At 58.6% G+C, this 24,613-nt stretch carries 21 protein-coding genes; 15 read left to right on the top strand and 6 right to left on the bottom strand.

Features of this window, described 5'->3' with window-relative positions; all coding sequences use genetic code 11:
* Position 1: 1 nt before the first annotated feature.
* Entirely contained in the window at positions 2-244 is a 243-nt protein-coding gene (locus HDF12_RS01020; protein WP_179580522.1) for an acyl carrier protein, read from the bottom strand.
* 143 nt (positions 245-387) lie between these two features.
* Positions 388-1,887: a DNA recombination protein RmuC gene (locus tag HDF12_RS01015; protein WP_179580520.1), complete on the bottom strand. Its 1,500-nt coding sequence runs from the start codon at positions 1,885-1,887 to the stop codon at positions 388-390.
* 160 nt (positions 1,888-2,047) lie between these two features.
* Between HDF12_RS01015 and HDF12_RS01010 the strand changes: the two genes are divergently transcribed.
* A complete protein-coding gene (locus tag HDF12_RS01010) occupies positions 2,048-2,275 on the top strand; it encodes a hypothetical protein (RefSeq protein WP_179580518.1) in 228 nt (75 codons plus the stop codon).
* A 47-nt stretch (positions 2,276-2,322) separates the two neighbouring features.
* The gene (locus HDF12_RS01005) at positions 2,323-3,009 is read left to right on the top strand and encodes a YukJ family protein (RefSeq protein ID WP_179580516.1); all 687 of its coding nucleotides are present in this window, start codon (positions 2,323-2,325) and stop codon (positions 3,007-3,009) included.
* 194 nt (positions 3,010-3,203) lie between these two features.
* Here HDF12_RS01005 and folP read toward each other — a convergent pair whose 3' ends face one another.
* On the bottom strand, positions 3,204-4,124 hold the full coding sequence (gene folP / locus HDF12_RS01000) for a dihydropteroate synthase (RefSeq protein WP_257025291.1): 921 nt from the start codon (positions 4,122-4,124) through the stop codon (positions 3,204-3,206).
* A 258-nt stretch (positions 4,125-4,382) separates the two neighbouring features.
* Between folP and dacB the strand changes: the two genes are divergently transcribed.
* From dacB to HDF12_RS00980, 4 genes are read left to right on the top strand one after another with little or no spacing between them, the layout of a single operon-like run.
* Entirely contained in the window at positions 4,383-6,059 is a 1,677-nt protein-coding gene (gene dacB / locus HDF12_RS00995) for a D-alanyl-D-alanine carboxypeptidase/D-alanyl-D-alanine endopeptidase (RefSeq protein WP_179580514.1), read from the top strand.
* A 29-nt stretch (positions 6,060-6,088) separates the two neighbouring features.
* Positions 6,089-6,433 carry a c-type cytochrome gene (locus HDF12_RS00990; RefSeq protein ID WP_179580512.1) on the top strand — a complete coding sequence of 115 codons (345 nt, stop codon included), beginning with the start codon at positions 6,089-6,091 and terminating at the stop codon, positions 6,431-6,433.
* On the top strand, positions 6,430-6,807 hold the full coding sequence (locus HDF12_RS00985; protein ID WP_179580510.1) for a hypothetical protein: 378 nt from the start codon (positions 6,430-6,432) through the stop codon (positions 6,805-6,807). The genes HDF12_RS00990 and HDF12_RS00985 overlap by 4 nt, the downstream gene beginning before the upstream one ends.
* Positions 6,804-7,280 carry a DUF4442 domain-containing protein gene (locus HDF12_RS00980; protein WP_179580508.1) on the top strand — a complete coding sequence of 159 codons (477 nt, stop codon included), beginning with the start codon at positions 6,804-6,806 and terminating at the stop codon, positions 7,278-7,280. The genes HDF12_RS00985 and HDF12_RS00980 overlap by 4 nt, the downstream gene beginning before the upstream one ends.
* 334 nt (positions 7,281-7,614) lie before the next feature.
* Here the strand turns inward: HDF12_RS00980 and HDF12_RS00975 are convergent, their stop codons facing one another.
* Positions 7,615-8,778, bottom strand: coding sequence for a hypothetical protein (locus HDF12_RS00975; RefSeq protein WP_179580506.1), 1,164 nt, complete (start codon positions 8,776-8,778; stop codon positions 7,615-7,617).
* 430 nt (positions 8,779-9,208) lie between these two features.
* Here HDF12_RS00975 and HDF12_RS00970 point away from each other — a divergent pair, with 430 nt between their 5' ends.
* The 3 genes from HDF12_RS00970 to HDF12_RS00960 all read left to right on the top strand — a co-directional run bounded on the left by HDF12_RS00970 (position 9,209) and on the right by HDF12_RS00960 (position 10,660).
* Positions 9,209-9,595 carry an ArsR/SmtB family transcription factor gene (locus HDF12_RS00970; RefSeq protein WP_179580504.1) on the top strand — a complete coding sequence of 129 codons (387 nt, stop codon included), beginning with the start codon at positions 9,209-9,211 and terminating at the stop codon, positions 9,593-9,595.
* The gene (locus HDF12_RS00965) at positions 9,592-10,047 is read left to right on the top strand and encodes an SRPBCC family protein (protein ID WP_179580502.1); all 456 of its coding nucleotides are present in this window, start codon (positions 9,592-9,594) and stop codon (positions 10,045-10,047) included. Before HDF12_RS00970 ends, HDF12_RS00965 begins: the two co-directional genes overlap by 4 nt.
* Before the next feature lie 97 nt (positions 10,048-10,144).
* Positions 10,145-10,660 carry a DinB family protein gene (locus tag HDF12_RS00960; RefSeq protein ID WP_179580500.1) on the top strand — a complete coding sequence of 172 codons (516 nt, stop codon included), beginning with the start codon at positions 10,145-10,147 and terminating at the stop codon, positions 10,658-10,660.
* A gap of 1 nt (position 10,661) precedes the next feature.
* On the opposite strand, the gene HDF12_RS00955 is transcribed toward HDF12_RS00960, so the two are convergent.
* Complete coding sequence (locus tag HDF12_RS00955) at positions 10,662-10,802, bottom strand: hypothetical protein (protein WP_179580498.1); 141 nt, start codon at positions 10,800-10,802, stop codon at positions 10,662-10,664.
* 89 nt (positions 10,803-10,891) lie between these two features.
* On the opposite strand from HDF12_RS00955, the gene HDF12_RS00950 reads away from it, so the two are divergent.
* Both HDF12_RS00950 and lipA read left to right on the top strand, forming a co-directional pair.
* Positions 10,892-11,635, top strand: coding sequence for a DUF899 domain-containing protein (locus tag HDF12_RS00950; protein ID WP_179580496.1), 744 nt, complete (start codon positions 10,892-10,894; stop codon positions 11,633-11,635).
* 210 nt (positions 11,636-11,845) lie between these two features.
* Positions 11,846-12,820 carry a lipoyl synthase gene (gene lipA / locus HDF12_RS00945; protein ID WP_179580494.1) on the top strand — a complete coding sequence of 325 codons (975 nt, stop codon included), beginning with the start codon at positions 11,846-11,848 and terminating at the stop codon, positions 12,818-12,820.
* Positions 12,821-13,152: 332 nt separating this feature from the next.
* On the opposite strand, the gene HDF12_RS00940 is transcribed toward lipA, so the two are convergent.
* On the bottom strand, positions 13,153-13,794 hold the full coding sequence (locus tag HDF12_RS00940; protein WP_179580492.1) for a hypothetical protein: 642 nt from the start codon (positions 13,792-13,794) through the stop codon (positions 13,153-13,155).
* Between the two features lie 160 nt (positions 13,795-13,954).
* On the opposite strand from HDF12_RS00940, the gene HDF12_RS00935 reads away from it, so the two are divergent.
* The 4 genes from HDF12_RS00935 to HDF12_RS00920 are packed head-to-tail and all read left to right on the top strand — an operon-like array spanning position 13,955 to position 23,446.
* Complete coding sequence (locus HDF12_RS00935) at positions 13,955-17,230, top strand: transglutaminase family protein (protein WP_179580490.1); 3,276 nt, start codon at positions 13,955-13,957, stop codon at positions 17,228-17,230.
* On the top strand, positions 17,139-17,810 hold the full coding sequence (locus HDF12_RS00930; RefSeq protein ID WP_179580488.1) for an amidase family protein: 672 nt from the start codon (positions 17,139-17,141) through the stop codon (positions 17,808-17,810). Before HDF12_RS00935 ends, HDF12_RS00930 begins: the two co-directional genes overlap by 92 nt.
* Positions 17,811-17,844: 34 nt before the next feature.
* Positions 17,845-18,081, top strand: coding sequence for an amidase family protein (locus tag HDF12_RS00925; protein ID WP_179580486.1), 237 nt, complete (start codon positions 17,845-17,847; stop codon positions 18,079-18,081).
* 46 nt (positions 18,082-18,127) lie between these two features.
* On the top strand, positions 18,128-23,446 hold the full coding sequence (locus HDF12_RS00920; RefSeq protein ID WP_179580485.1) for a DUF7948 domain-containing protein: 5,319 nt from the start codon (positions 18,128-18,130) through the stop codon (positions 23,444-23,446).
* The last annotated feature ends 1,167 nt before the right edge of the window (positions 23,447-24,613 follow it).

The raw sequence follows: 24,613 nt of genomic DNA, 5'->3' as shown, positions 1-24,613 counted from the left end.
TTTACTTGGCCTTCTGGTTCTTTTCGATATAGTCGACGGCGTCTTTGACGGTCTTGATCTTCTCGGCATCCTCGTCGGGGATCTGGATGTCGAATGCTTCTTCAAACTGCATGACGAGCTCGACGACGTCGAGGGAGTCTGCACCGAGATCTTCCTGAAAGCTTGCGCCCGGGGTGACTTCTGCTTCATCCACTTGAAGCTGCTCGACAATAATCTGCTTTACCTTCTCGTCTACTGCTGCCATTTCGTTCTCCTGTTTACGTCTGGAATCTGAAGCCTGGATGTTTTGTCGCTCAAGGTCGACACGGCCAACCTCAAGCATACTGAGCGCCTCAGTGAGTGTAAAGCAACAGCGGGCGGCCGGGGAGAGTGGGCAAGAGGATCTTTTCAGTCTTCCTCGCCCGATGCTGCGAGCAACGGGGCGACGCCCGAGAGCTCGTCAAAGCCGATGAGGTTGGATATGGGGACGCCGGGGTCGATCGAGGAGACGTTTTTGAGGGCCTTGTTAATAGCCCGCGTGCGGACGCCGAGCTTTTGAATGGTGTTCTGAACGGTGCCGACTTGGTCTTCGACCTTCTGCATGAGGCCGCCGTAGGTCTCGAACTCCTTTTTGGCGCTGGAGAGGACGCGCCAGACCTCGTCGCCCTTCTTCTGAATGGCGAGAGTGTGAAAGCCCATCTGGAAGCTGGTAAGGATGGCCATGAAGGTGGAGGGCCCGGCGATGGTGACGCGGCAGCTGGACTGTATCTCGGATTGGAGGCCGGGGCGGCGGACAACCTCGGCGTAGAGGTTCTCGGTGGGTAGGAACATGATGGCGTGCGGCATGGTGGTGGGTGGGTCGATGTATTTGTCGCAGATGCGTTTGCCTTCGGCGCGGATGCCACGCTCGAAGGCCTTTCCGGCTACCTCAATGCCTTCGCCTGTCTCGTAGGCGTGTTCGAGGCGCTCCCAGTCCTCTTTGGGAAACTTGGCGTCGATGGCGAGGAGGGTGTAGCTGTCGGGGCCGGTCTGGCCTTCGCCGGAGGGGAACTTGAGGGCGTATTCGACGGACTCGAGGGTTCCGGGTTTGATGCGGGCGTTTTTGATGTACTGCTCGGGGGAGAACATCTGCTCGAGCTGCTGGCCGAGCTGGAACTCGCCGACGACGCCGCGTGATTTGACGTTGGAGAGAACCCGTTTGAGATCACCTACGCCAGTGGCTAGCTCCTTCATCTCGCCGAGGCCCTTCTGGACTTCGCCGAGGTGCGTGGTGACCTGGCCGAAGGATTCGGTGAGCCGGGTCTGGAGCGTGGCGTGCAGCTTTTCGTCGACGGTGACGCGCATCTCCTCGAGCTTGGCGGTATTAGCGTCGTTGAGTTTCGTAAGGCGGTCTTCGACGGTAAAGCGGAGCTTTTCCTGTTGGTCGTTAGCTTCGCCGGAGAGCTCGTTGAGGCGACTGTGCAGGGCTTCGCGGGCTTCCATCTGATTGCGGTTGACCTCGCCGATGAAGTAGGTGAGGCGCTGCGCGATGGCGTCGAGGTTCTGCTGAACGGCGGTACGGAGGACTTCGTCTGAGGTCTTGTTGTCGCTGCGAAAGGCGTTGAGGCCGTTCTGGAGAAGTCCGCTGAGTTCGGCGATGGTGGCGGTGATCTCGGTGCGCAGGCTGGTGAAGTCTGCTGCGGCTGCTTCGCGGGTACGGCGGGCCTCGTCGGCGGCACCGGAGCGCAACTGGGCGAGTTCGCTGCGGAGGTGACGATCGAGCGCCTCGTTTCTCGCGTCGAGGCGGGTCAGCTGGTCGGGCAGCTGGGCGAGGCGTGCGTCCGTTGCGGGCACCGGTTGCTTACGGAGCAGAAGGAGGATGAGGCAGATCAGATTGGCGGCGGCGAGGGCAAGCAGGGCTGCGAGCATATTCGTATTTCCTTCTCCCCTGAGGATACCGCGGGTGGAAGAAGAAAGCTCTGGAAAATGGGAAGGTTGGCTATGGGGGATCAATCAGCATCCAACGGGGCAGGTTGGAGATACCGGCCGTAGCGGGCCGCTAAATTTTTGTGGAAACAGGAGAGATGAGATGGCAGACGCTATCAGGAACTATGGATTTGATGAGATCTTGCGCACGATTGGGCCGGATGCGACGGCGATGTTTGATAACTCGGTCAGCAGTGTGGCTGCGGCTGCGGCGACACCAGGAAATGGGAGTGATGAGGAGCTTGAGGAAGAAGATGACGACGCCGCAGAGGAGGAAGAGGACGATGAAGATGACGAGGAGGAAGACGTAGAAGACGAGGCGGGTGTGTGAGATCGTGTCCGTGATGCGTTTTGTTTTCGAAAGGTTGAGGAATAGGTATGCCGATTACGAACTACAGTGTGCTGGCGGGAAAACCGACGGCGGGGAAGGTGGTTACGGGCGCGAGCACGCACTACCAGATCACGATGCAGGCTCCGGGTGGGCCATTTACGGTGGCGGTGAATATTCAGTCGGTGGATGGTTCGGAGGTGTTGTACGACATTGTTGAAGACTTTACGCCGCCGGATTTGGCGGGAGTGACCACGCTGCCGATGGGAATGACGGCGCTGAAGAGTGAGGCGGGTGGGCTGGCACTGGATTTTGTCCGGAGTACCGTGAATGGCGGGCCGATGATTACGAAAGCGCAGATGACTCTGCTGCCGCAACTGAAGGCGCAGGCGAAGGGTGGGAGCGCAGAGGAGCAGATGGTGCAGCGGGCGCGGGCGAAGGCACTCGAAAACGCTGTGGTGACGCTGCTGAATATGACGATCGCGGATAAGGACGGCGTGATCTATGCGTTTGGGAGCGCGTTTGCCGATTCGGGGAAGGTGGATGGGATTCACGATATTCATATGAATCAGGGGAATCCTGTGGGCGGCAGCGGCGGTGGTTTCAGTGGGGATAATGGCGTTTGGCAGGATGGGGCGCTGTTTATTAATCTGCCGTCGAAGGGGGCCTGGACGGCTGTGTTTATTGCGTTTCAGACGGAGAGCTGGAGCACGGATTCGGCGGGAAATCCGGTCTAGAGGCGCTTGTCCTGCCGGACGGGCCCACTGCGCGTGGGGCGCTCACTTCGTGACTTGTTTACCGCTTTGCGTGGCGCTCCCGTTGGTCGCGAAGGAAGATGATTCCGACCAACGGGAGGACCGCGCGAAGCTTTAGAAAGGCGTGGGAACGCCCGCCCTCCGCGTAGGAGGCCCGTCCGGCAGGACACCGTTTCTCAGATCGCTTTGAGGATCTGGTCGGCGATGGCGGCAGCTTCGACGGTGGGGCGAACGTCGTGGGTGCGGAGGATGTGGGCTCCGGCGAGGATAGCGGCTACGTTGGCGGCGGTGGTGGCGTGCAGACGGTCGTCCATCGAGGGAGTTGCTCCTTCGAGAAGAACGGATAGGCTAGGGCTTTGGGTGAGGGTGTGGGCGAGGAAGCCTTTGCGGGAGACGCCGGCGAGGATCGGCAGGTGGAACTGCTGGAGTTGGGCAAAGTGTGCGAGGAGCGGGTAGTTTTCGTCGAGGCGCTTGCCAAAGCCGAAGCCTGGGTCGACGACGATTTTGTTGCGTTGGATGCCGGCGGCGGTGGCGGCTTCGAGGCGCTCGGCTAGGTCGGTGAGGATCAGGGGTAAGACTGCTTCGGGTGCTAGTGGAGGGAGGGTTGACCAGTCCTGAGGGCGGCCCCGCGTGTGCATGAGGATGGCTCCGCAGCCTGACTGGGCGCAGGTTTTGGACATGTCGGGGTCCCAGAGGTGGCCACTGACGTCGTTGATGATCTCGGCTCCGGCTTCGAGGGCGCGGCGCGCGGTGGTGGCGTGGAAGGTGTCGATGGAGAGGATGGTGCCGGGTTTTTCTTTGAGGATGGATTCGAGGACGGGGAGGATGCGGGATTGTTCTTCGTCTGTGGTGAGAGGTGTCGCGTTGGGACGGGTGGATTCGCCGCCGAGGTCGAGAATGGTGGCGTCCTCTTCGAGGAGCTTGAGGGCCTGGGCGAGGGCTCGCTCGGGGGCGTGGTGGGGAGAGTAGAAGTAGCCACCGTCGGAGAAGGAGTCGGGTGTGATGTTGAGGATGCCCATGACGATGGTTCTCTGGCCCAGTTGCAAAGTGCGGGTGCGGAGGTGCCAGTCGTGTTGGGTGCGGGGGGTGAAAGGCATGGTTGGATTTTAGCTTTGTCCTGCCGGACGGGCCCACTGCGCGTGGGGCGGTCACTTCGTGACCCGTGTACCGGTCTTGGCAGGATGGTTGGCTTGGGTCCTCCCGCTGGTCGGAATCAGCCTGTGCCCGACCAACGGGAGGACTACTACAGATTGATTCATCAATACAAAGGTAAACAAGTCACGAAGTGACCGCCTCCCGCGCAGGGAGCTCGTCCGGCAGGACGTGATCTTTAAACAGGATGCTAGACTGCGCGGATGATGAGGCTTTCCGGATGGGGTCCATGTTGTTTGCTGGGAGTTGCGGTGTGCGCGCAGACGCTTTTGGCGCAGACGCAGGGCGTTGGATGCGACGCGTCGGTTGTGTTGAAGGCTGGTCGAAGCGGGCCTTGCACGTCTCTGGCGCAGGCGATTGCCGGCTTGTTGGAGGAGCCTGTAGTGGCGCGAGATCACTGGGGCATCGCGGTGGTGGGAATCGATGGGGCGCCGATTTACGCGCTGAATGACGGTCAGCTTTTTCAGCCGGCTAGTAATGCGAAGTTGTTTACTACTGCGGCAGCGATGGCCCTGCTGGGAGCAAAGGCGACCTACCAGACGAAGGTTCTGGCGCGGGGTGTCTTTGACGATGGCGGGAAGCTGACGGGACATCTGGTGCTGGTTGGAAACGGGGATGCGAATCTGTCGGGCCGCGTGTTGCCCTATGTTGCGCCGGTGCCCGGAGAGAAGGCTGCAGCAGAGGACTCCGGCTTTGCTCCGTTGCGATATCTGGAGGAGATGGCGGATCAGGTGGCCGCGACTGGATTGAAGAGTGTGCAGGGCGATGTGATTGGGGACGACACGGTGTTTCCGTGGGAGCCTTATGCACAGGACTGGGCGATCGACGATGCGGTTTGGGGGTATGGTGCGCCAGTGTCGGCTCTGTCGGTCAACGATAACCAGATCAAGGTGACGATAACGCCGGGAGACGCGGTGGGCGCGCCCGCGAGTGTGGTGTTCGATCCGGCAATGACTTATTACACGCTGGATGTTGCAGGGACGACGGGAGCGGTGAAGAGTGGGAGCACGGTGCAGATGGAGCGGGCGCCGGGATCGAAGGTGTTGCGAATCTATGGAGCGATCGGATTGCATGGGCAGCCGGATGTGGAGGAGATTGCGATTGAGGATCCGGCACAGTATGCGGCGCTGGCGCTGAAGGGAATGCTGGACGCTCGCGGAGTTCATGTGACAGGCGAGGCGAGGGCTCGGCATCGAGTGTTGATGGATACGGAGAGTTTCTGGAAAGAGTCGGGCGCGATTGAGGATGCTGCGACGAAGGGGGGGTCGCCGCAGCAGAGGATTGAACCGGCGGATGATGCGGCGTTTGAGGCTGCTGTTACGGGTGAAGAGAGAACACTTGCGAGTCATGTGTCCCATGCGCTTGCTGAGGATGTCGTAGTGACGAATAAGACGAGCCAAAACCTGCATGCAGAGTTGTTGCTTCGCCAGCTTGGCTTGGCGAGGGGGAGAGATGGGACGATTGCGCAAGGGGCGCGGGTGGTGCGGCAATTTCTGGTGAATGCAGGGATTGATAAGGATGATTTTGTCTTCCTCGATGGGTCTGGGTTGAGTGGGCATGATTTGGTGACGCCGCGGGCGACGGCGCGTTTGCTGCAGTATGCGAGCGGGCAGACGTGGTTTGCAGATTGGAAGAGCAGCCTGCCGGTGGGTGGAGTGGATGGGTCGCTGGAGGGGCGGTTTGCGAAGTCTCCGCTGAAGGGGAAGGTGTTTGCGAAGACCGGGACGCTGGGAGAGGCGCGTGCACTTAGTGGGTACGTCGAGTGTGCGAGCGGGCGAACGGTGATCTTTTCGATCATGGTGGGGAACCATCTGCCGCAGACGCATGCGGACCGCGATGTGATGGACAAGATTGTGGCAGCGATTGCGGCAGAGAACTGATTTCGCGAGATGGATGAGAGAATTAGAGGATGATTCGGGCTTTGTCTCTGATGTTTTTGGCGGGGGTTCTTGTTGGATGTAAGTCTATAGCGCCGCCCACTCCACTGGCGGATTTGAATGCGCAGCAGATGCATGGACATGGGGTGTATGAGGCGCATTGTGCCCAGTGCCACTACGACCGCAAGGATGCGCCGTTGCATGGGCCGGCGCTGATTGGGATGTTCAAGAAGCCGTATTTGTCGAGTGGCGCGCCCGCAAATGATGAGCGCGTGACGCAGACGATTGTGCATGGACGCAATCTGATGCCTGCTCAAGGGAATACGCTGGATCCGCAGGATCTCGATGATTTGCTGGCGTATCTGCATACTTTATGAGTGATCCGGATGAGATAAAAAAGCTCGAAGCGCGGGCGCATGGGATGTTGCCGGGTGTGGCGGGGATCGCGCTGTTCATGCTGGTGTTGACGATGGTGAACGCGTTCGCTGCGTTGAACGGGAAGTTTGGTGCAGGACCGGGAAAGTATGGTGTGCTGGCGCTGTGCACGCTGCTGGCGGCGGGAGTGTTTGGGCTGCTGCGGCTGCGGCGATGGGGATGGGCGCTGGTGTTGGGTGGATGTTTGACGCTTTGCCTCGGCAATCTGTTTGTGTTTGAGAAGACGCACGCTGGGCCGTTCCTGGTGCAGGGATTGTTTGCGCTGGTGTTCTTTCTTTATCTGGTGAGGACGGAAGTGCGGGATCGGTTGCGATGAGTTGGTGGTTGCGCCATATCGGTTGGTGGCCGCCGTTGTTTGGGACGGGCATCAAGGTGACGCGGCTGGATAAGGATCTGCGCGCGATTGACGTGGAGATGCCGCTGCGGCCGTGGAATCGCAACTATGTGGGGGTGCAGTTTGGCGGGTCGCTGTTCGCGCTGACTGATCCGTTTTACATGATTATGCTGGCTACGAATCTTGGACCGGAGTTTGTGGTCTGGGATAAGGCGGCTTCGATACGTTACAAAAAGCCTGGATTGGGGCGGGTTCGCGCGGAGTTTCGGTTGACGGCGGAGCGGCTGGCTGAGGTTTGGGCGCTGCTCGAGGGGGAGGGGCGGGCGGATGTGAAATTTTTGGTGGAGGTGAAGGACGATGCGGGGGGAGTGGTCGCGGAGGTGGAGCGGGTGATCTACTGCGCGACGAAAAAAGCGCATGAGGAGAGAAAAAAATTGCGGGGTGGTGGCGGGTGATGGTTTTGCTGTTTTGCTGGTGTTTTTGAGGGGGTTTTGGAAAAAAGCTGGTTTTGGGTGTGGTGTTTTGGTGGTGAGTTTGTGGTGGATTGCTGGTGGGAGTGTGGTGTTTCGCCGCGTGTTTTTGGGGGTTGAAAGATACGCCAGCTTTTTCGGATTTATTTTTGGTCCTGCCGGACGGGCCTCCTGCGCGGAGGGCGGTCACTTCGTGACTTGTGTACCGGTCTTGGCGGGTTCGGGGCGTGGGTCCTCCCTTCGGTCGGGGGCGCAGGTTTTCCGGCCCTTCACTTCTTATCTTGCTCGCCTCGCTCTCTGTCCGGGTTGTTTGCTTCGATTATTTGCTTGCGTTTCTCATGGGTAGAGCTGCCTGGTTGGCGTAGGTCGCGTTCGTTTGGACCGAGGCGATGGGGACACAGGGGCGCGGCGCGGCGGTTTGCCCAGGGAGCACGGCAGGGCCGGCCGTTCGCATCTGGCCTGCAGGGCAAGGCTGCAGAAGCGGAGTTGGGCGCAGATCAGCAGGCAGGGGAGGGGCCTCAACTGCGCCGGTCAAGACCTCGTTCTCCTTTGAGCCGGGCCATGCATAAGGAGCTACACGGATGGGTCCGTAACCGACCACCGGGAATTTGGTCGGCACGGAAAAACTTCTGTCGACGAGGACGTAGGCAGACTCCGGGGCCTTGCCCAGAAGACGATTGTCGGAGGCTAACTGCAGGACGTGATCGCCGACGGTTACGGTGAGCGTCTTGTCGTCGAAGGCTCTCTTCTGTTCGACGGCGCCGGGGAAGGGATCGTTTGAGATGATCGTGGTGCCGACACCGGGGACGTAGACGTAGATGTATTTGAGGTCCTTGATCTCGTAGTTGAGAGCGGCCTTGCCGGTCATTCCGTCGACGGTGAGGGTGCCGCGGCTGATGGAGACTGAGACGGTCTTTGGCGGCTTTTCTTTCGGGGCGTGCAGCTTCTTGCCGTTCTCGTCGTATCCGAGTTCGTTTTTGGTCTGCATCACGGGCTTGTTCTCAGCGTCGAAGAGCGGGTGTCCTTTTTTGTCGCGCTGTTGCCGGATGGGCGGGTTGAACATCAGCTTGCCTTCGGGGTCCTGCTGCTGCTTGCCTTCTGCGTCGAGCATCGGCGTGGGCGGCAGCTCCACCAGTGTCGTCGGTCCGGTGTACTCCTGCTTTCCTTTTTTATCCTTCGCAACGATGGGTGCGGCGGGTTGCGAGATGGCTGGAAACGATGTGACTTTGTTGTCATCGAGGGGCTGACTGGTCTGCCCTTGCCCGGCTGTGGGCTGGGACGCGTCTGTAGGCTGGGATGCGTCTGTGGGCTGCACTGGCGAGGCGGGCTGGGGGGCTGATTGGGCGGGCTGTATCTGCGGTGCGGTCTGTATCTGCGCAGCGGCGCGGCCCGTCGAGGAGAAAGCCAGGGCCAAGCCAAGCAATCCCGAGAGAGAGATGGTCTTCGTTCGCGTTATCGTCCGCATGATTGAGGTTCGCGTCATCGAGGTGGATCCTCCGTATTTCTCGGCTTTGCGCGGCCGGTCGAAGACGGCGCATGGGGTCGTAAGAGTCCTTGAGGCGAGCATATCCCCTGTTCGTAATCTGTTGATGCTCTTTCTTTAGTTACGTCTACGACTTCCGGGTCATTACTTTGTGTGTACCGGGGTGAGGAGTCATGGTTCCGCGACTGGCGAGGTCATCCGGTCCATCATCCTTCGGATGAGGCTAGAGAAGAGGGCTCCCTTGCCACTGGTTGAAGCGGATTTGCTGTTGGTGTGGAGGAAGGCAACCGCAGATTCCATTCGGAAATGACAACCAAAGGACACGGCAGACTCTACGCCAGCGGCTACTTTGCTCTAGTTGTCAGCCTTGTGCGGAAGTCAAAGGCAAAACCGCTTGACATATTCCTATATGGGTATGTAATGTTTTGCCATGGCAAGAGCGACCACCACTTCGGATACGTTCAACGCGGTTGCTGAGCCCCGCCGGCGGGAGATTTTGAGCTATCTTGCCGGAGCCGAGCGGCCGGTCGGCGAGATTGTGGCAGCGCTGGGCCTTCCGCAGCCTTCGATCTCCAAGCACCTGCGCGTGCTGCACGACGTGGGGCTGGTTCGGATGCGGTGCCAGGGGCGCCGAAAGCTGTACCGGACCAATGCGGAGGCGATACGCCCTCTGCACGAGTGGGCCGGAACGTTCGAGCGTTACTGGCAGCACCAGTTGCTTCGTGTGAAGGAGCTGGCGGAAGCAACGGTCCGCCAGAGCTCAGCAGATTTCAATTCCCCGGATTTCAATCCTTCAGACCCAAAGGAGAGACGATGATTGCCCCAGAACAGACCCTTGAAAACCTAACCTTTACGCTTAATCAGGAGATCCACGTTAAGGCGCCGTTGGACGTAACCTTTGCCGCGCTGCTCGAGCAGCTGGGGCCCGGCAACGAGACCGAGGATGGCAAATCGATGAACATGAAGATCGAACCGTGGCCGGGTGGAAGGTGGTATCGCGACCTGGGCGACGGCAATGGGCACTTCTGGGCCAATGTGCAGGCGATCAAGCGGCCTACGCTGCTGGAGTTCGCAGGTCCGTTGTTTGCATCGTTCCCGATGGTCAACAACGTCCAGTACCGGCTGAAGGAGGTCGATGGAGGAACGTTGATCGTCTTCCGGCACACGGCGCTCGGACTGCTGACTGAGGAACACAAGGCAGGGATGCCGAAGGGCTGGAACTCAATGCATGAGCGTGTTCGCAGGCATGCCGAGGCCTCTCGCAAATAGCAGCTCGAGGCAGAGGCAGCTCTAGCGTCCCTACCCGGGACTAGGCCAATTCAAATCCCAATCCGTCTTAAGGACACAAACCCGAAAGGAGAACCGCATGCTCGCACAATCCTTACTGGCAGAATTTGAAGATCAGGTTCCTGTCACGCGGAGATTCCTCGAGCGCCTTCCTGACAACAAGCTCACCTGGAAGCCTCACTCCAGGTCCTTGACCGCTGGGCAACTGGCGTATCACCTCGCCTTCGTGCCTGGAGGAGTCGTCCGCGGCGCTCAGAAGGATCAGATCCCGCCGCCAGAGTTCCAATTCCCGCAGCCCGCAAGCGTGCAGGAGGTCCTCGACACCTTCGACCAGAGCGTGGCCACTGTGCGCGAGGTTCTGCCGGGATTCGATGACGCCGCGATGAACGCAACCTGGCGCATCGTCGCCGGCGATCAGGAGATCGCAGCTATGCCGCGCGTCGTCTTCCTGCGCAATATCATGCTCAACCACTGGTACCAGCACCGCGGTCAGTTCTGCGTCTACCTGCGCCTGCTCGACGTTCCTGTGCCGTCAAGCTGGGGCCCGAGCGCCGACGAGCGCTCAGCTCTCCAGCAGGAACCTCAGCCGGCGTAAGTCAGCCGCACCGCAGGGAGGAGAAGCCCATGTGTCCAGTGTGCATCGCAACCGCAGTGCTGATCGCCGGCAGTGTCACCTCTACGGGCGGACTTTCGGCGATCGCAATCAAGAAGTTCGGTGTGAAGAACGCTGTGGACAACCATCCTGAACCAACTCCATCCAAGCTGTTTGGAAGGGGAAATGGAGCAGGAGGTATTGTCTCGAACTCAAATCAAAGGAGAGATCAAGATGGCAACCAGCGTGATTGAGAATGCGAAGGTCGTGTCGCAAGAGGAGTGGATGGCGGCTCGCGAGAGTCTATTGGCCGAGGAGAAGCGGGTGACGCACGAGCGCGACGCGTTGGCTGCCAAGCGCCGGCGGATGCCGTGGATGGCGGTGGAGAACAAGTATGAGTTCGACGGACCGAACGGGAAGGCGAGCCTGCTCGATTTGTTTGACGGGCGCCGTCAGTTGATCGTCTATCGGGCTTTCTTCGAGCCGGGGGTGTTTGGCTGGCCCGATCATGCGTGCCGCGGCTGCTCGCTGGGCGCCGATCAGGTGTCGCATCTGTCGCATCTGAATGCGCGTGACACGACTCTGGCTTACGCCTCGCGTGCGTCGCAGCCCGACATTGAGCGCCTGAAGAAGCGGATGGATTGGACGATGCCGTGGTACACCATCACGGATAGCTTCGACGTGGACTTCGGTGTGGACCAGTGGCACGGCCATAATTCGTTTATTCGTGATGGCGACAAGATATACCGCACTTACTTCATCAACAGCCGTGGCGATGAGGCGATGGGCAACGTGTGGAGCTATCTCGACATGACCGCGCTTGGACGGCAGGAGGAGTGGGAGGATTCGCCTGCGGGCTATCCGCAGACGCCGCCGTATAAGTGGTGGAACTGGCACGATGAATACGCCTCGAGCGGCTCGACAGATCCTAGATGGGCGAAAGTAGTCGATAACGCTAAGGTGACGCTGAACCTATAGGACTGGGTAGGTGTGATCGCCTTTGACTATGTCAACTTTGTCGATGCGGAAAGAGCCAGCGAATCCAGCGTTTCGCTGGCTCATGTTGTTTGGGAGAGCTGTTTGTAGTCCATTGTTGAGAGATGTGAAACGGCACAGACCGACGCGCTAAGGCTGGCTAGCGGAGGCGGGTCTTCGGCTCGTTTGGGCGGGTTGGATACAATGGATGGGATGACTCCACCGGTGGCCCAATTGAATGCAGAGCTGATACAGATTGATCTGACGCCGCGCAAACCTGCGCCAAAGCCGGCGTGGTTGAAGGCGAAGGCTCCGATGGGGGAGACCTTTCATAACCTGAAGAAGATGGCGCGGGAGCTGAACCTGCATACGGTGTGCGAGAGCGCGCAGTGCCCGAATATTGGGGAGTGCTGGAATCAGAAGTCTGCGACGTTCATGATGCTGGGAAATCTTTGCACGCGGCGGTGCGGGTTTTGCGCGGTGCCGAAGGGGAAGCCGGAGCCGATCGATTTCGATGAGCCGCGGCGGGTGGCTTATGCTGTCGCGCAGCTTGGACTGGCGCATGCGGTGATTACGAGCGTGAATCGCGATGACGATAATGTGGCCGCGGCGCGGGCGTTTGTGAGCGTGATTGATGAGATCCGGTTGCAGGCTCCGGGGTGCAGGGTGGAGGTGCTGACGCCGGACTTTCAGGGGAACGAAGAGGCGCTGCGGATGGTGGTGGCGGCGAGGCCGGAGATTCTGAACCACAACATTGAGACGGTGCCGCGGCTTTACCGGGTGGCAAAGTCGGGTGGGCGGTATGAGAAGTCGTTGCGGTTCTTAGAGCATGCGAAGGAGCTTGCTGCGGAGATGTTCGACGACCGGGATGGCGACCAGATTGTAACCAAAACAGGCATTATTGTGGGGATGGGCGAGGAGATGCACGAGCTGCTGGCGGTGTTTCGCGACCTGGCAGATCGGAAGGTGGATATTCTGACGATTGGGCAGTATCTGCGGCCGAGCAGGGATCATCTGCCGATGGCGAGGTACTATACGCCGGAGGAGTTTGCTTTTCTGAAGCATGAGGCGGTGGGGATGGGTTTCAGGCATGTGGAGAGCGGGCCGCTGGTGCGGAGCAGCTACCATGCGCAGGAGCAGGCGGAGAGTACGGGGCTGGCTGTCAAAAACACCGCTAATTCGTGCTGAACAACGATAATTCGTACCAGTACGAAGTAGCGTTGTACGCGGCCAGCCAGATAAGGGGGTGACGAAGGTGTCAAATCTCTTACCATGGCATCCGGGCCACCTTAATGATGAGATTCTGTCGTCCTGGATGCTCAGGATTGCGGTCGGGAACGACGTGTCCGTCAGAAGCCTCTGCGCATGGCTTGAAAACGACGATCAACTTGGGACGCTGGATTCGATGGCGGATAATAACCCGCTCATAAACTCTATCGCGATGGCGGTTGGAGTCGAGAAGGAGACGGTTATTCAGTGCCTTCGTCCTAGCCTTATGGACTGTTCGGGAAACCCATTTCTCAAACGTTTTCAGCGGCTTTAGGCGTTAAAGGCCGAATTGAGGGAGCGCCAACAGTGAACTGAACCAAGTTGGAGGTGACGTGTTTAGCTGAGTTGCCACACATGACCGAACCAAATGAGACGCGAAGTGTGTATCGACCCGGCCTGGTCAGGTCGAAGAGTTTTTCAAGCAACACAGCCTTTGTCAGCGAGGCTCCGGCGGAAAGTGGTATGGACACGTTTGCCGTGACGATCGTAGGACGTTGTGAAAGAGCATGCATCCACTCCGCCGTTCGCGGGACGAGAGCACCGCGCTCGTCTTTCAGTTCGAATTCGTAGGACCAGAAGTCTGGTGAACCTGACGGAAGTAGTATCGCCTCGTGCGCGACATTTGTCAGCCTCAGTTCCAGAAGCACATCGGATTGAGGACGAACGACATCGTCGGGGATTCCAATCTCCAGCTTCAACCCAGGACAGGTCGGGTGATCCTCGGTTGATTGAACGTCTACGGCTTGGACTGTTGCCGAGATGAAGAACAAAACCAGGAAAAAGACAAGTTTAACCAAGGGAGCACGTTGCATGGGAATCGATTCCAATCGGAACGTACATCTTTTATTTATTACCAACCGCCACTTAATTGTAGGTCCATCGATGTTGCCCAACGCTCATTTAAGCAGGTCAGTACCGATAAGTCGGCTTACGTTGAGCAATCGTCACATGGACGAGGGACGGGCTAGGTCATTCTAACTGTGGTGGCTGGTCGGGGGGCAATGTGGGGTATGTACCCGGTTCCCGAAATCTGCTATACACGCAGTTACATCCATGAAACTCCGTCTGATTGTGTTGTCCGCTGCCGTAATTGCGACTCTGCCGCTGCCGTCCCATACTCAAACTCCGGCTTCCTCCGTGGATCCGTACCGCGACGAGCCGTTTGTCTTTGAGCGGTACGACACCACTACAACAATGAAGGCCGACGGCACCGGAGACATAGTGCAGCATGTGATCGTGCGCATTCAGTCAGACGGCGTGGCGCGGCAGTTCAGCGTGTTGAATCTGCCTTACGCTTCAGCAAATTCAACCGCGACGATGGAATTCGTACGCGTGCATAAGCCGGACGGCGGCACGGTAAACACGCCAGTCGACGACGCCATGGAGATGCCCGCAGAAGTAACCCGCGAAGCGCCGATGTACTCGGACCTGAAAGAGAAACACCTCCCCGTGCGTAGCCTTGCGTCGGGCGACCGGCTCGAATATCAGTTCCACACAGTCCTTACCAAGGCGCAAGCGCCGGGACAATTCTGGGGGGCGGAGCATTTCCTGGTGCAGGGTGGCGTGGTTCTGGAACAGAGTCTAACGCTTGCCGTGCCGGAAAAGACCTACGTGCAGGTTTGGAGCCCTAACCACAAAACGATGTCGGTGACGCGCGACGGAATGAGGGTGTGGACGTGGACCTCCTCGCAGACCAAGGCCAGCGCACGCGACGAGAACGGCAAGATGACTGCGGCCGAGGTGAAGGATCCGGACGAGGACTCCGACGGACGCAAGCTGCCCAGCGTGGCATGGACCACCTTTCATAGCTGGGCAGAGGTGGGCGACTGGTACCGCAGTTTGGCAGAGCAGCGCCTCCAGCCTACCGCCAGCGTGCGAGCAAAGGCCGATGAGCTGACCAAAAATGCGAAGACACCTCAGGAACAGGCAGAGGCGCTCTATCGCTTCGTTGCGACACAGATCCGCTACATCTCGCTCTCATTCGGTGTTGGCCGCTTCCAGCCGCATACACCCGACGAGGTGTTGGACCACGGCTACGGCGATTGCAAGGACAAGGACACTCTGTTGGAGAGCCTGCTGCGCGCGAAAGGGATGACCACGGCACCGGTGCTGATCGGGGCGGGGATTGCGCCGGTAATGGATGTGCCATCACCCGCGGTCTTCAACCACGCCATCACGACACTCGAACTGCCTGACGCTGCCGGCAAGCCGGAGCGAGTCTGGATCGACTCCACCGCTGAGGTCGCACCCTTCCGCGTGCTTATGCCCGTCATCCGCGACCAGCAGGCGCTTGTCATCCCAGATAAGGCTCCGGCCACAATTGAGAAGACTCCGGCGAACCCGCCTTATGCCTACCACGAAGACTTTGTCGCCGAGGGCACGCTGGACAGTGACGGCCTGCTGAAGAGCCACATGGTATTGACTGCGAGATCTGACACTGAGCTGGAGTTGCGCTCCATGATGCAGCGGCTATCACCCGCGCAATGGGACGACGCGATGCAGTACCTTTCGGGGGCAATGGGGTTTAGCGGTAAGGTGAGCGGCACGGACATGCGGCAGACCAACGCAGCTGCGCCGGTGAAGATCACCTACGATTACAGCCGCGAGAAGTACGCTGGATGGGAGAACAATCAATCGTTGCCTCTCTTCCCCGCAGTTGAACTCACTCTTGTGAGCGAAGAGAAGGCGCCCGAACACGATATCGACCTTGGCGCACCGCGTACCGTCGAGGCTCACAGCACTATGGCCCTTCCCGCGGGCTATCGTGCAGAGCTGCCCGACGCCGTTCATGTCTCCCGGGAGTTCGCAACCTACGACAAGACATATCGCCTTGTCGACGGGAAGGTCATCGCCGATCGCAAGCTGGTCGTCAAGGTGCATAAGCTGCCGCGTGACCGGTGGAAGGATTACCTTGCCTTTCAGAAAGCAACTCTGGTGAACGATGGGGAGCCTTACCTGCGGCTCATCCCGCCCGATCACCTCACGATCAACAAGGAGGGCGCGAAGAGCACATCCACCACGCCGGCCAAGGATACGACGCCTGCGGCCGAGCCCCCGAACCCCTCTGACACGCGACAGCAGCTGGTAGAGATCACCGCTATGCTGCAGCGAAGAGATCTGGGTGGGGCCCGCAGCCGCCTCGAAGCTTTACGCAAGAGTTCGCCGGATGCGCCTTACGTCCTGGGTATGCTTGGGCTCGTCAAGGCGAATGACGGGGATCTTGACTCCGGCGCCCGCGATGTCGAAGCGGAGATGAAGGCACATCCCGATGACGACCCCTGGATGGTTCTCGGACTGGCCCAGGAATACAGCAACAAGCAGCGTTACAGCGATGCGGAGGGATTACTGAACAGATACGGCGGTAGCGGCGAACGGGTTCAGCAGATGCGAGTCTATGTGTTTGGCAAACAGGGCGACTACACGCATGCGCTCGGAGTTCTGCGCGATCTGCAGGCGCGCCAGCCTGAAGACCGCGCGGTGGCCTCGCAGGTGGCAAGCACGCTGTACGAACTGCATCGCAACGAAGAAGCCGCCATGGCCGCGAAGAAGGCTATGGACGGTAGCGATGATCCGGATGTCATCAACAATAACGTCTACGTGCTGTCGGAGACGAAGATCGATCTGCCATTCGCGGAGACGCAGTCGCGCCGTTCGGTCGATCTGCTGGAAAAGGCGACCGCCTCGCACGTTTTGGAAGAGGCGAATACGAAGGCCTTTGCCGAGTCGGCGAACCTAACAGCCTCGTGGGACACGCTGGGCTACATTCTGCTGCTTGAGAGCAAGCCGAAGGAGGCCGAGCCGTACCTGCGCGCAGCATGGTTCTCACAGCAAAACGTAATCGTCGGCAATCACCTGGCGCAGGCCTTCGAGGGTCTGGACCGCAATGCAGATGCGCTGTGGATGTACCGGCTTGCGAAGCAGGCGGAGCATGCGGCCGATGCGAAGCAGGACTTTGCCGAAGTGGCTGCGGCCATTGCGCGTCTTGAGAAGGCCGGGGTCAAGGCGCCCAGCGGCGAGCACTTTGCAACGTCGATGCAGGACTTTCGCAGCTACCACGTGAAGAATGGCGCGGGTGCGGAGGGTGGCGGCACAGTACGTCTCCAGTTGGACGCCGATGGTATCGCGGCAGCTATGCTCGTCTCCGGTGATGCAAAACTGAAGCCCCTGCTGGACGAGGCAAAGTCGCTGCGTTTGCCCGGCGCGGAGCCAGCCGGATCGTCTGCGCGTGTGCTGCGCGATGCGGTTGTGTACTGCGGTAAGAAAAGCTCGACCTGCGATTTGGTATTTATGCTCAACTCTGGTATCGCAGTGGAAGGCGCGTCAGAGTAGATTCGGTACGTGGTTTCATGTCGTCCCGGTTCATTCCTGGAACTTGGCTCTGACGCCGGGTGGCTCCAGGTGGCGAGTCGGCGGCGATTGCGGCAGGCATGTCTCCGCTTGGCCTGGTACTAACCTTGCTATCTCCGTACGGGGGCCTGCAGCGCACACCGGCATTCTCTCGCTCAAGGCCACCCACGGGCGTGTCCCCATGACCGGTATCTGGCCGCGTGAGCCGCGCCGTTTCTGGCATGTAGGCCCGATGGCGCACAGTATCCGCGATCTATCGTTGGCTTTTTCCCAACTCGCTGGGCCGGACGGACAGGACGACTACTCCAGCAACGCCATCTCGTTCGATAACGGAATTGGGAGTTCCAACAAGCGTCCGCTTCGTGTGGGCTGGCTGGTGGGGCTTGGCTGTGGTCCGATCGACGGCGAGGTCGCGGCCACGGTGGAAGCTGCTGCTGAAGTGCTCAAGGAACTCGGGCACACAGTCGAGTCCGTGCGCATTCCTGCACATCGAGCGCGACTTCGCGCTCGATGTGTTCAGTCGTCTGCATGTCCTCGAGATGAAGCCCGGATTCGTGAATAAGACGGCGCGCCGCAGCGAGGATGAAATTTCATACATGGCCAGGTTCATGCTCTCACTGTCTGACACTCCAGCGGCGGACTACATCGACGCAGTGCAAGCTGCGGAGCGACTGAACGATGGTTATGCCGTGTACTTCCAGAAGTACGACGTATTTCTCACTCCGGTTCTGCCTACTCCATCCTTCAAGCACAACCAAGCGGAGATGCTGATCAACGGCCAGACTGTCGAGTGGTTTTTCCTTATGCAAAAAGAGGTGCTCGCGATAAAGTGATTTAGTTCCGTAGAAATCGAGCTACACCTGCCGTGTTGGAGAATTGATGCGCCACTTTTTGCGTTGCCCCTACCTGTTTTGGTGCTTTTTACTAACTTCAGTTTGCGCTTATGGGCAAACCAACGACACCTCGGCGCCTCGACGAGACCCCGACAGCGCTTCTATTCGGTTGCAGCGGCTCCCGCTGGCGTTCGAAGCCAATGTCGGACAGGCAGTTCCGGGCACAGATTATCTGGTACTTACAGGAGCCATGCAGGCAGAGCTCTCAGCCAATTGGATGCGCCTGTCGCTTCCCCAGACAAACGGACGGAGCCAGCAGCTCTCGATTCGCTTAGCGGGCGCCCGCGCAGATGCACCATCTCATGCCGCGGACAAGCTCGGCGGAGAGTCGAATTATCTACTTGGTGACAAAATCTCCGCTTGGCACCAACATGTGCAGCGGTACGGCAGAGTGACATATGAGGAGGTCTACCGCGGAATCGACCTTACCTACTATGGCAATGGATCCCAGGTGGAGCATGACTACATCGTGCATCCTGGGGCTACGCCTTCAAGTATTCGCCTGCAACTCGATGGTGCTCGCAAGGTCGATCTGACCGGTTCCGGTGATCTGCGTATTTCCCTGGACGAGAGCGAAATTACGTTGCGTCATCCGCACGCCTACCAGATGATTGGCGGTGATCGTCGCGAGGTTCCGGCGCAATTTGTGTTGGCAGATGGAGCCGTAAGCTTTCATCTGGGAGATTACGACCGCACGCAGCCGCTAGTGATTGACCCGGTGTTGGATTATTCGACTTTCCTTGGCAATGCGTCCGTGTCTGTGACAGCAGTTGCAGTTGACGCCGGCGGTGACACGTACATCACTGGCGAAGCTCCAGTAGCCTTTCCAGCCATGGCGAATCCGGCGACGTGTAACAGCTGCGTCACCGGGACGAACAAGCTTGCAGTGTTTGTGACCAAGCTGAACCCCGCAGGGACCGCGGTAATCTATTCCACCTTCATCGGCGGCAGCGTGGATCCCTACAACGGTCCTAGCACCGATCAATCGACTGCATTGACCGTCGATGCGAGTGGCGACGCCATTGTCGCAGGATCACAAGCTTCGGCGGATTTTCCTCTGAAGAATCCAATCTCTTCCGCCGCTGCCAACTTTGACAATGGCTTTGTGCTGTCGCTCACACCGGATGGGTCGGCGTTCAACTTCTCCAGCCGTCTGGGGGGCGGTTCTTCTGTATCGCAGTCGGATATGGTCTATCCCGAGTCTTTGACAACCGACACCACCGGGAATGTCTATGTTGCGGGCCTCTCGGAATCTACCAGCCTGCCCGTCACACCGGGCGCCCTGCATGCGTTTTCTCCCAGCTATGGTGATACGGGTGCATTCCTGCTCAAGCTTTCGCCAACTGGTTCGCTGAGTTATGGCGCAATCGTTGGCGAGATCGGTGAGGCTTCTGGCAGTACCGGTCCGACGGGGCTTGCTGTGGACGGTACGGGCATCATTTACATGGCAGGAACGGCGGGCGTTTCCATAAACACAGGAACGACCCCATGGCCTACGACCTCCGGTGCTTATCAGACGAGTTCGTCCGACGGTGGACCGTTCGTCACGAGAATCTCTGCAGATGGCAGCACAATTCTGAGCTCTACCCTGGTTGGCACGGGCTCTGTCTCATCCATGTCCCTGACCCCTACCCACGACGTACTGATTGCCGGCGACGCCGGTTACAACTTCCCGGTCACCCCGGATGCCTATAGCAGCAACACTAGTACGAGCATCAACGGTGTAACAACCCTCGGAGCCCTCGGCTTCTTCGCAAAGGTAAGTGAAGACGGTACACAGCTTCTTTATTCGAGTGCATTTGGTCCTAACTATTCTTTAATCAGTATCAGCGGAATCGGACAAGACCCGAGCGGCAATGTGTGGCTTGCGGGTACAACCAAAGGCGCCCTCCCGCTAGTGAATCCGTTGCAGTCGGCTTTTAACTATCAGTTCAGCGGGAGCGGCTTTATCGCAGAGTTCGATCCCCCGATGCATAACCTGCTTTTTTCGAGCTATGTGAACAGCACCGCCGGCTTCTCGCAGGTGAATGGTATGGCGATCGATTCAACCGGATTGGCTCATGTAGTTGGGATCGCGTCGCAGGACTTCCCAACGACGCCCGGTGCGTTGCTCGGAGCGGTAACGCCACCGCCGCCGAACTACACCTATAACTACGGTTTTGCCGCGCTGATCGATGCGTCGAAGCCAGGTCCGAGCATCTGTTTCGCCAACTCGACCGGCGTGACGGCGCAGGTAGGCACAACCGGCAGCGGATCGTTCGACATTGTCAACTGCGGCAATGGGCCTTTGACAATCTCCTCCGTGCAACTTACCTCGAATGGATTTGCCTTTGCTTCGGCAAATATCTGCACGGGAGCGCTCACAGCAGGCGCCTCCTGCACTTTGGCTTACACCTTCAGTCCAACCTCGGCAGGTAGTTTCAGCGCAGCAGTTGCCATCGGCTCGAATGCTCCAATGGCAGCGAACCTCGAGACGATATATGCGACCGCTACCGCACCTGTAGCCTCTCTCATTCTAGGAAGCAGCTATTCGTTCGCCCCACAGGTGCTGGGAACGACTTCGCAAACCGGTGCGGTATTGCTTCAAAACACAGGGACCGCGCCGCTGGTCGTGAATAGCTCACCCGCCACGATAACGGGACCGTTCACTCTCATAGGCACGCCGTGCAGCAGCAACCCGGTCCCACCATCGTCGACATGCGCCTTTCAATTCGCCTTCAATCCCACGGTAGCGGGCGCGGCAACCGGAACGCTGACGATATACACCAACGATCCCGTTACGCCAATCCTCACCGTCGCAATCACAGGCACGGCACTGGCTTCATTCCCCGCACCGGCCATCACCAGCCTCTCGCCGGCAACGATCTCGCTCGACGGCGGCCCGGTAACGATCTCCATTAACGGCACAAACTTCTTTCCACAGTCCACCGTAGTTGTGAACGGTGTGAGTGTGCCCGTGACGGCCGCGGGCAGCGTGTCGATCCAAGTTACGGTCGATCCAAGTACCCTCGGGGCGATGGGTGAATTCCCGGTGCAGGTCGTAAACCCTGCTCCGGGAGGAACCGGCAACGCGGAGATGCTGACAACCTTCCATGTGGTCAATCTCAACGCGACTCAACTCGTTTACGAACCTGCCTCGAAGTTGTTGTACGCGGCAATCCCCGCAACATCAGCTTCGAATCCGAACACAATGATCTCAGTTGACCCGACTACCGGCGCATTGGGCACGCCGATCCCTGTCCTTACAAATCCGACACGGCTCGCTCTTTCCGACGATGGACATTATCTGTATGTGGCCTTCGTGGACAACGTCGGCGCAAGTGCAAACTACAATCCGAACGGAGCGATGTTGCAGCGAATCGATTTGGCCGCAAGGGCTGTGGATCGCACCTTCACACTGCCGAATTCCTCCGCCGGTGTCATTGATATGCATGTCGTTCCGGGTTCGCCTCAACTGCTGGTCGCTTCGCTGTCGCAGGCAGCCTCGCCGTCAGAGAATGGTGTCGCGCTGTTCAACGACGCCGGTCTGGTGCAGTACATCGCTAATACCTATCCTGCCAACTATACTTTGGACAGCTTCATCTTTACGTCGGACCCAACGACGTTTTACGGTTATCCGATCGGTACCAGCGGCTTCTTCAGCGCCACCTCCGTATCTGCGACTGGAATAACACCTGGTTTGCCTGGAGGCGCAGGTTGTTGTGACCAAACTACAGGCTCGGAGTTGGCGACGGACGGGACTCTTCTCTACACCAACAGCGGCGAGGTATGGGACCCGAAAGCGCAGAAGCTTCTTGGCCGCTACGACACAAATCTGTTCTACGAAGCGGCGGTTACGGCTGACAGTGTCGCAAAGCGCACCTTTATCCTGGACGATGGACTGATCGGTGCAGGGGCGCCATACGGAGATCCGCAGATCCTTAGCTATGACCCGTCGACCTTCAAGCTGTCGGGAGTGCTCTCGTTCGCTCTGAACAGCCCTCCCAGTGAGAACGAACTGTTGCGTTGGGGGGCCGATGGGTTCGCATTCCGCAACAACGAATCTTACCCGGCTGATTTCTGGACCAATCCCGTATCTACATCGCAGATCATACTGGTCCGCAGCAGTCTGGCGACTCCTTCGGCCGCCGGTGGTGCTGCTGTTAGTCTCTCCACGAAGGCAATCACGTTTCCTTTGCAGGCGGAGGGTCTCGCATCGGCAGCCCAGACCGTCATGATACAAAACACCGGCGCGTCGCCTCTGACGGGATTAGTTATTTCGCTTAGCGGAATGAATGCATCTAGCTTCGCGACAACTTCAACCTGTAGCAACACGCTGGCGGCTGGTTCGAGCTGCATAGTGAGCGTGGTGTTCACGCCGTCCGTGGCCGGCTCCAACAACGCGAATCTGCTGATCACCGACAATGCTCCCGACAGTCCACAGACCGTTACGCTCACTGGCACTGGTTCGGCTCCCGTGTTCACGCTCTCCAGTCAGTCTCTTTCGTTCGGCACTATATCCACCGGCACCTTGACGCAGCAGACACTGGCACTCCGCAACTCCGGAAGCATCCCGCTCGCAAACGTCGTGTTAGCGGTCGCCGGGCAGAACTCTACCGACTTCACGGTGACTTCTGCCTGTGGGGCGACCGTTGCGGTGAACGCAACGTGCAGCCTGACTGTCTCGTTCAAGCCCACCAGTACCGGTGACGAAAGCGCAGTGCTGACCGTAGGCTCCGTCGGCGCAATGCCGCAGAGCGTCAGTTTGGGAGGTATTGTAGTAGCATCGGACTTTGTCCTGCCCCCACCCACAGGTGCATCCACTGCCACCATCTCCGCGGGCCAGGCGGCGAACTTCAACTTCAGCATCGGCACTGTCGGTACATTTACCGGTGTCGTCACTATGAGCTGCGCCAATCTACCGACGTATGCGACATGTACCTTTACTCCATCGAGCGTCACCGTTGGGTCGAGCTCCACACCTGTATCCCTGAGTATCAATACGCAGCAGACTTCTACGTCATTATTTCGACGAAGACCGGCGACACCGGGTTGGCCCGCTTACCTGCCCGCACTGGCAGTATTTGCATTACCTGCAATTTCGCGACGTACACGTCGACGTCTGAACAGGTTAACGCTCCTTCTTTGTCTGCTGGGGATCTTCTCTGGCGCCCTGTTGCTCAACGGGTGCGGCGGCAGTCCGGGATCTGGCAGTCCTCCGGCCCAAACCCGGCGGAACACCCCAGCCGGCACATACACCATCACGGTCGTCGCTTCCAGTGGTTCCCTCAGTCATAACGATCAGATAACGCTCATAGTGCAATGATTGCTCTGTGGCAACGCCGCTCAATCAGCTACTACGTTCGCTCCGGGTTGAACTCTGAAGCTCTCATCTCAGTGAGATGAGGATGCAAGAAGGCTGCGGTTCGAAAGTTGAGAGATCACACACTATGGCCGATTTCCAAACGAACGCTTTCGAAGATTGACGGCTTCTCGGAAGCAATAACGTGATTCCTTGAAAACGGGATTACTGAGATGGTCCGCCGCCGGAGGCAAGACGGTGAGGTTCTTTAGAAGATTGCATTCATAGACCAAAACACCGGGCATGCAGCAGGAACCGGAGGGATAGTACTTTCGACGACGAATGGCGGGCATACTTGGTCCTCTCATTCGGGCGGCTCTACGATAGATGATTTCTCGTTTTCAGGTCCAAATGACGGTATCGCTAAAGTAGGTGGGCACGCCTCTTTGACATCAGACGGGGGAGTGCATTGGCAGGAGATCAGCGCGATGATGACTGATCCCAAACTACGACAGTTTCGCAGATAGAGTCGATAGCCGCCTTGAGCACGACACACTATGCTGTAGCGGCCCATCAAGAGCAAGGTGAAAACATCATTGTCTCAACAACCGACGGCGGCAAGAGCTGGATTCCAACGCATATTGTGAATACGTTTGCCGGTATTCTTTTACCCCACGAAGGAGAATACTGGGCATTTGGCATTGAGTATCTTGGGCGAGAGCATGATCCTAGCGGCGGCTACAGTGCGCCCGTGGTATTGCATTCTCGAGACGGGCAGGTATGGGAATATGGCGTCCGTGCCAGTACTGAATTTGACGGGTGCACAATGCAAGGATGTTACTTGCGATATGGGGTGCTCGAAGACCTCTACGGGAAGTCCGAGAAAGTTTGGTCACTGCCGCAAGATTCTGCGATGACCAACAAGTGGGCGATGGTTGGGGATACTCTGTGCACAATAGATCGAGGACTCAAGTGCGGCAAGGCGATCCCTTCTGATGCTCCGCAACCGCCGCCTGCCGCGGGCTCGATGACGTTCCAACTAGGTCGTTCGGAATCGCTAATTGACGGCTGTCTCGACTGTCAGTTTACTCAGGTTTCTTCACCTTCCTTCCTAGCGGGAAGGGCGGCCACCATCAAAGGTGTGATAACGAAGTTTACTGTCGCCCGAAGATGTCGAAATCGCGGGTACTC

This window comes from Tunturiibacter gelidiferens (assembly GCF_013410115.1).
In the GTDB taxonomy this organism is placed as follows: domain Bacteria; phylum Acidobacteriota; class Terriglobia; order Terriglobales; family Acidobacteriaceae; genus Edaphobacter; species Edaphobacter gelidiferens.
Note: the sequence above shows the minus strand (reverse complement) of the source record. Positions and strands in the feature narration are given on the sequence as shown.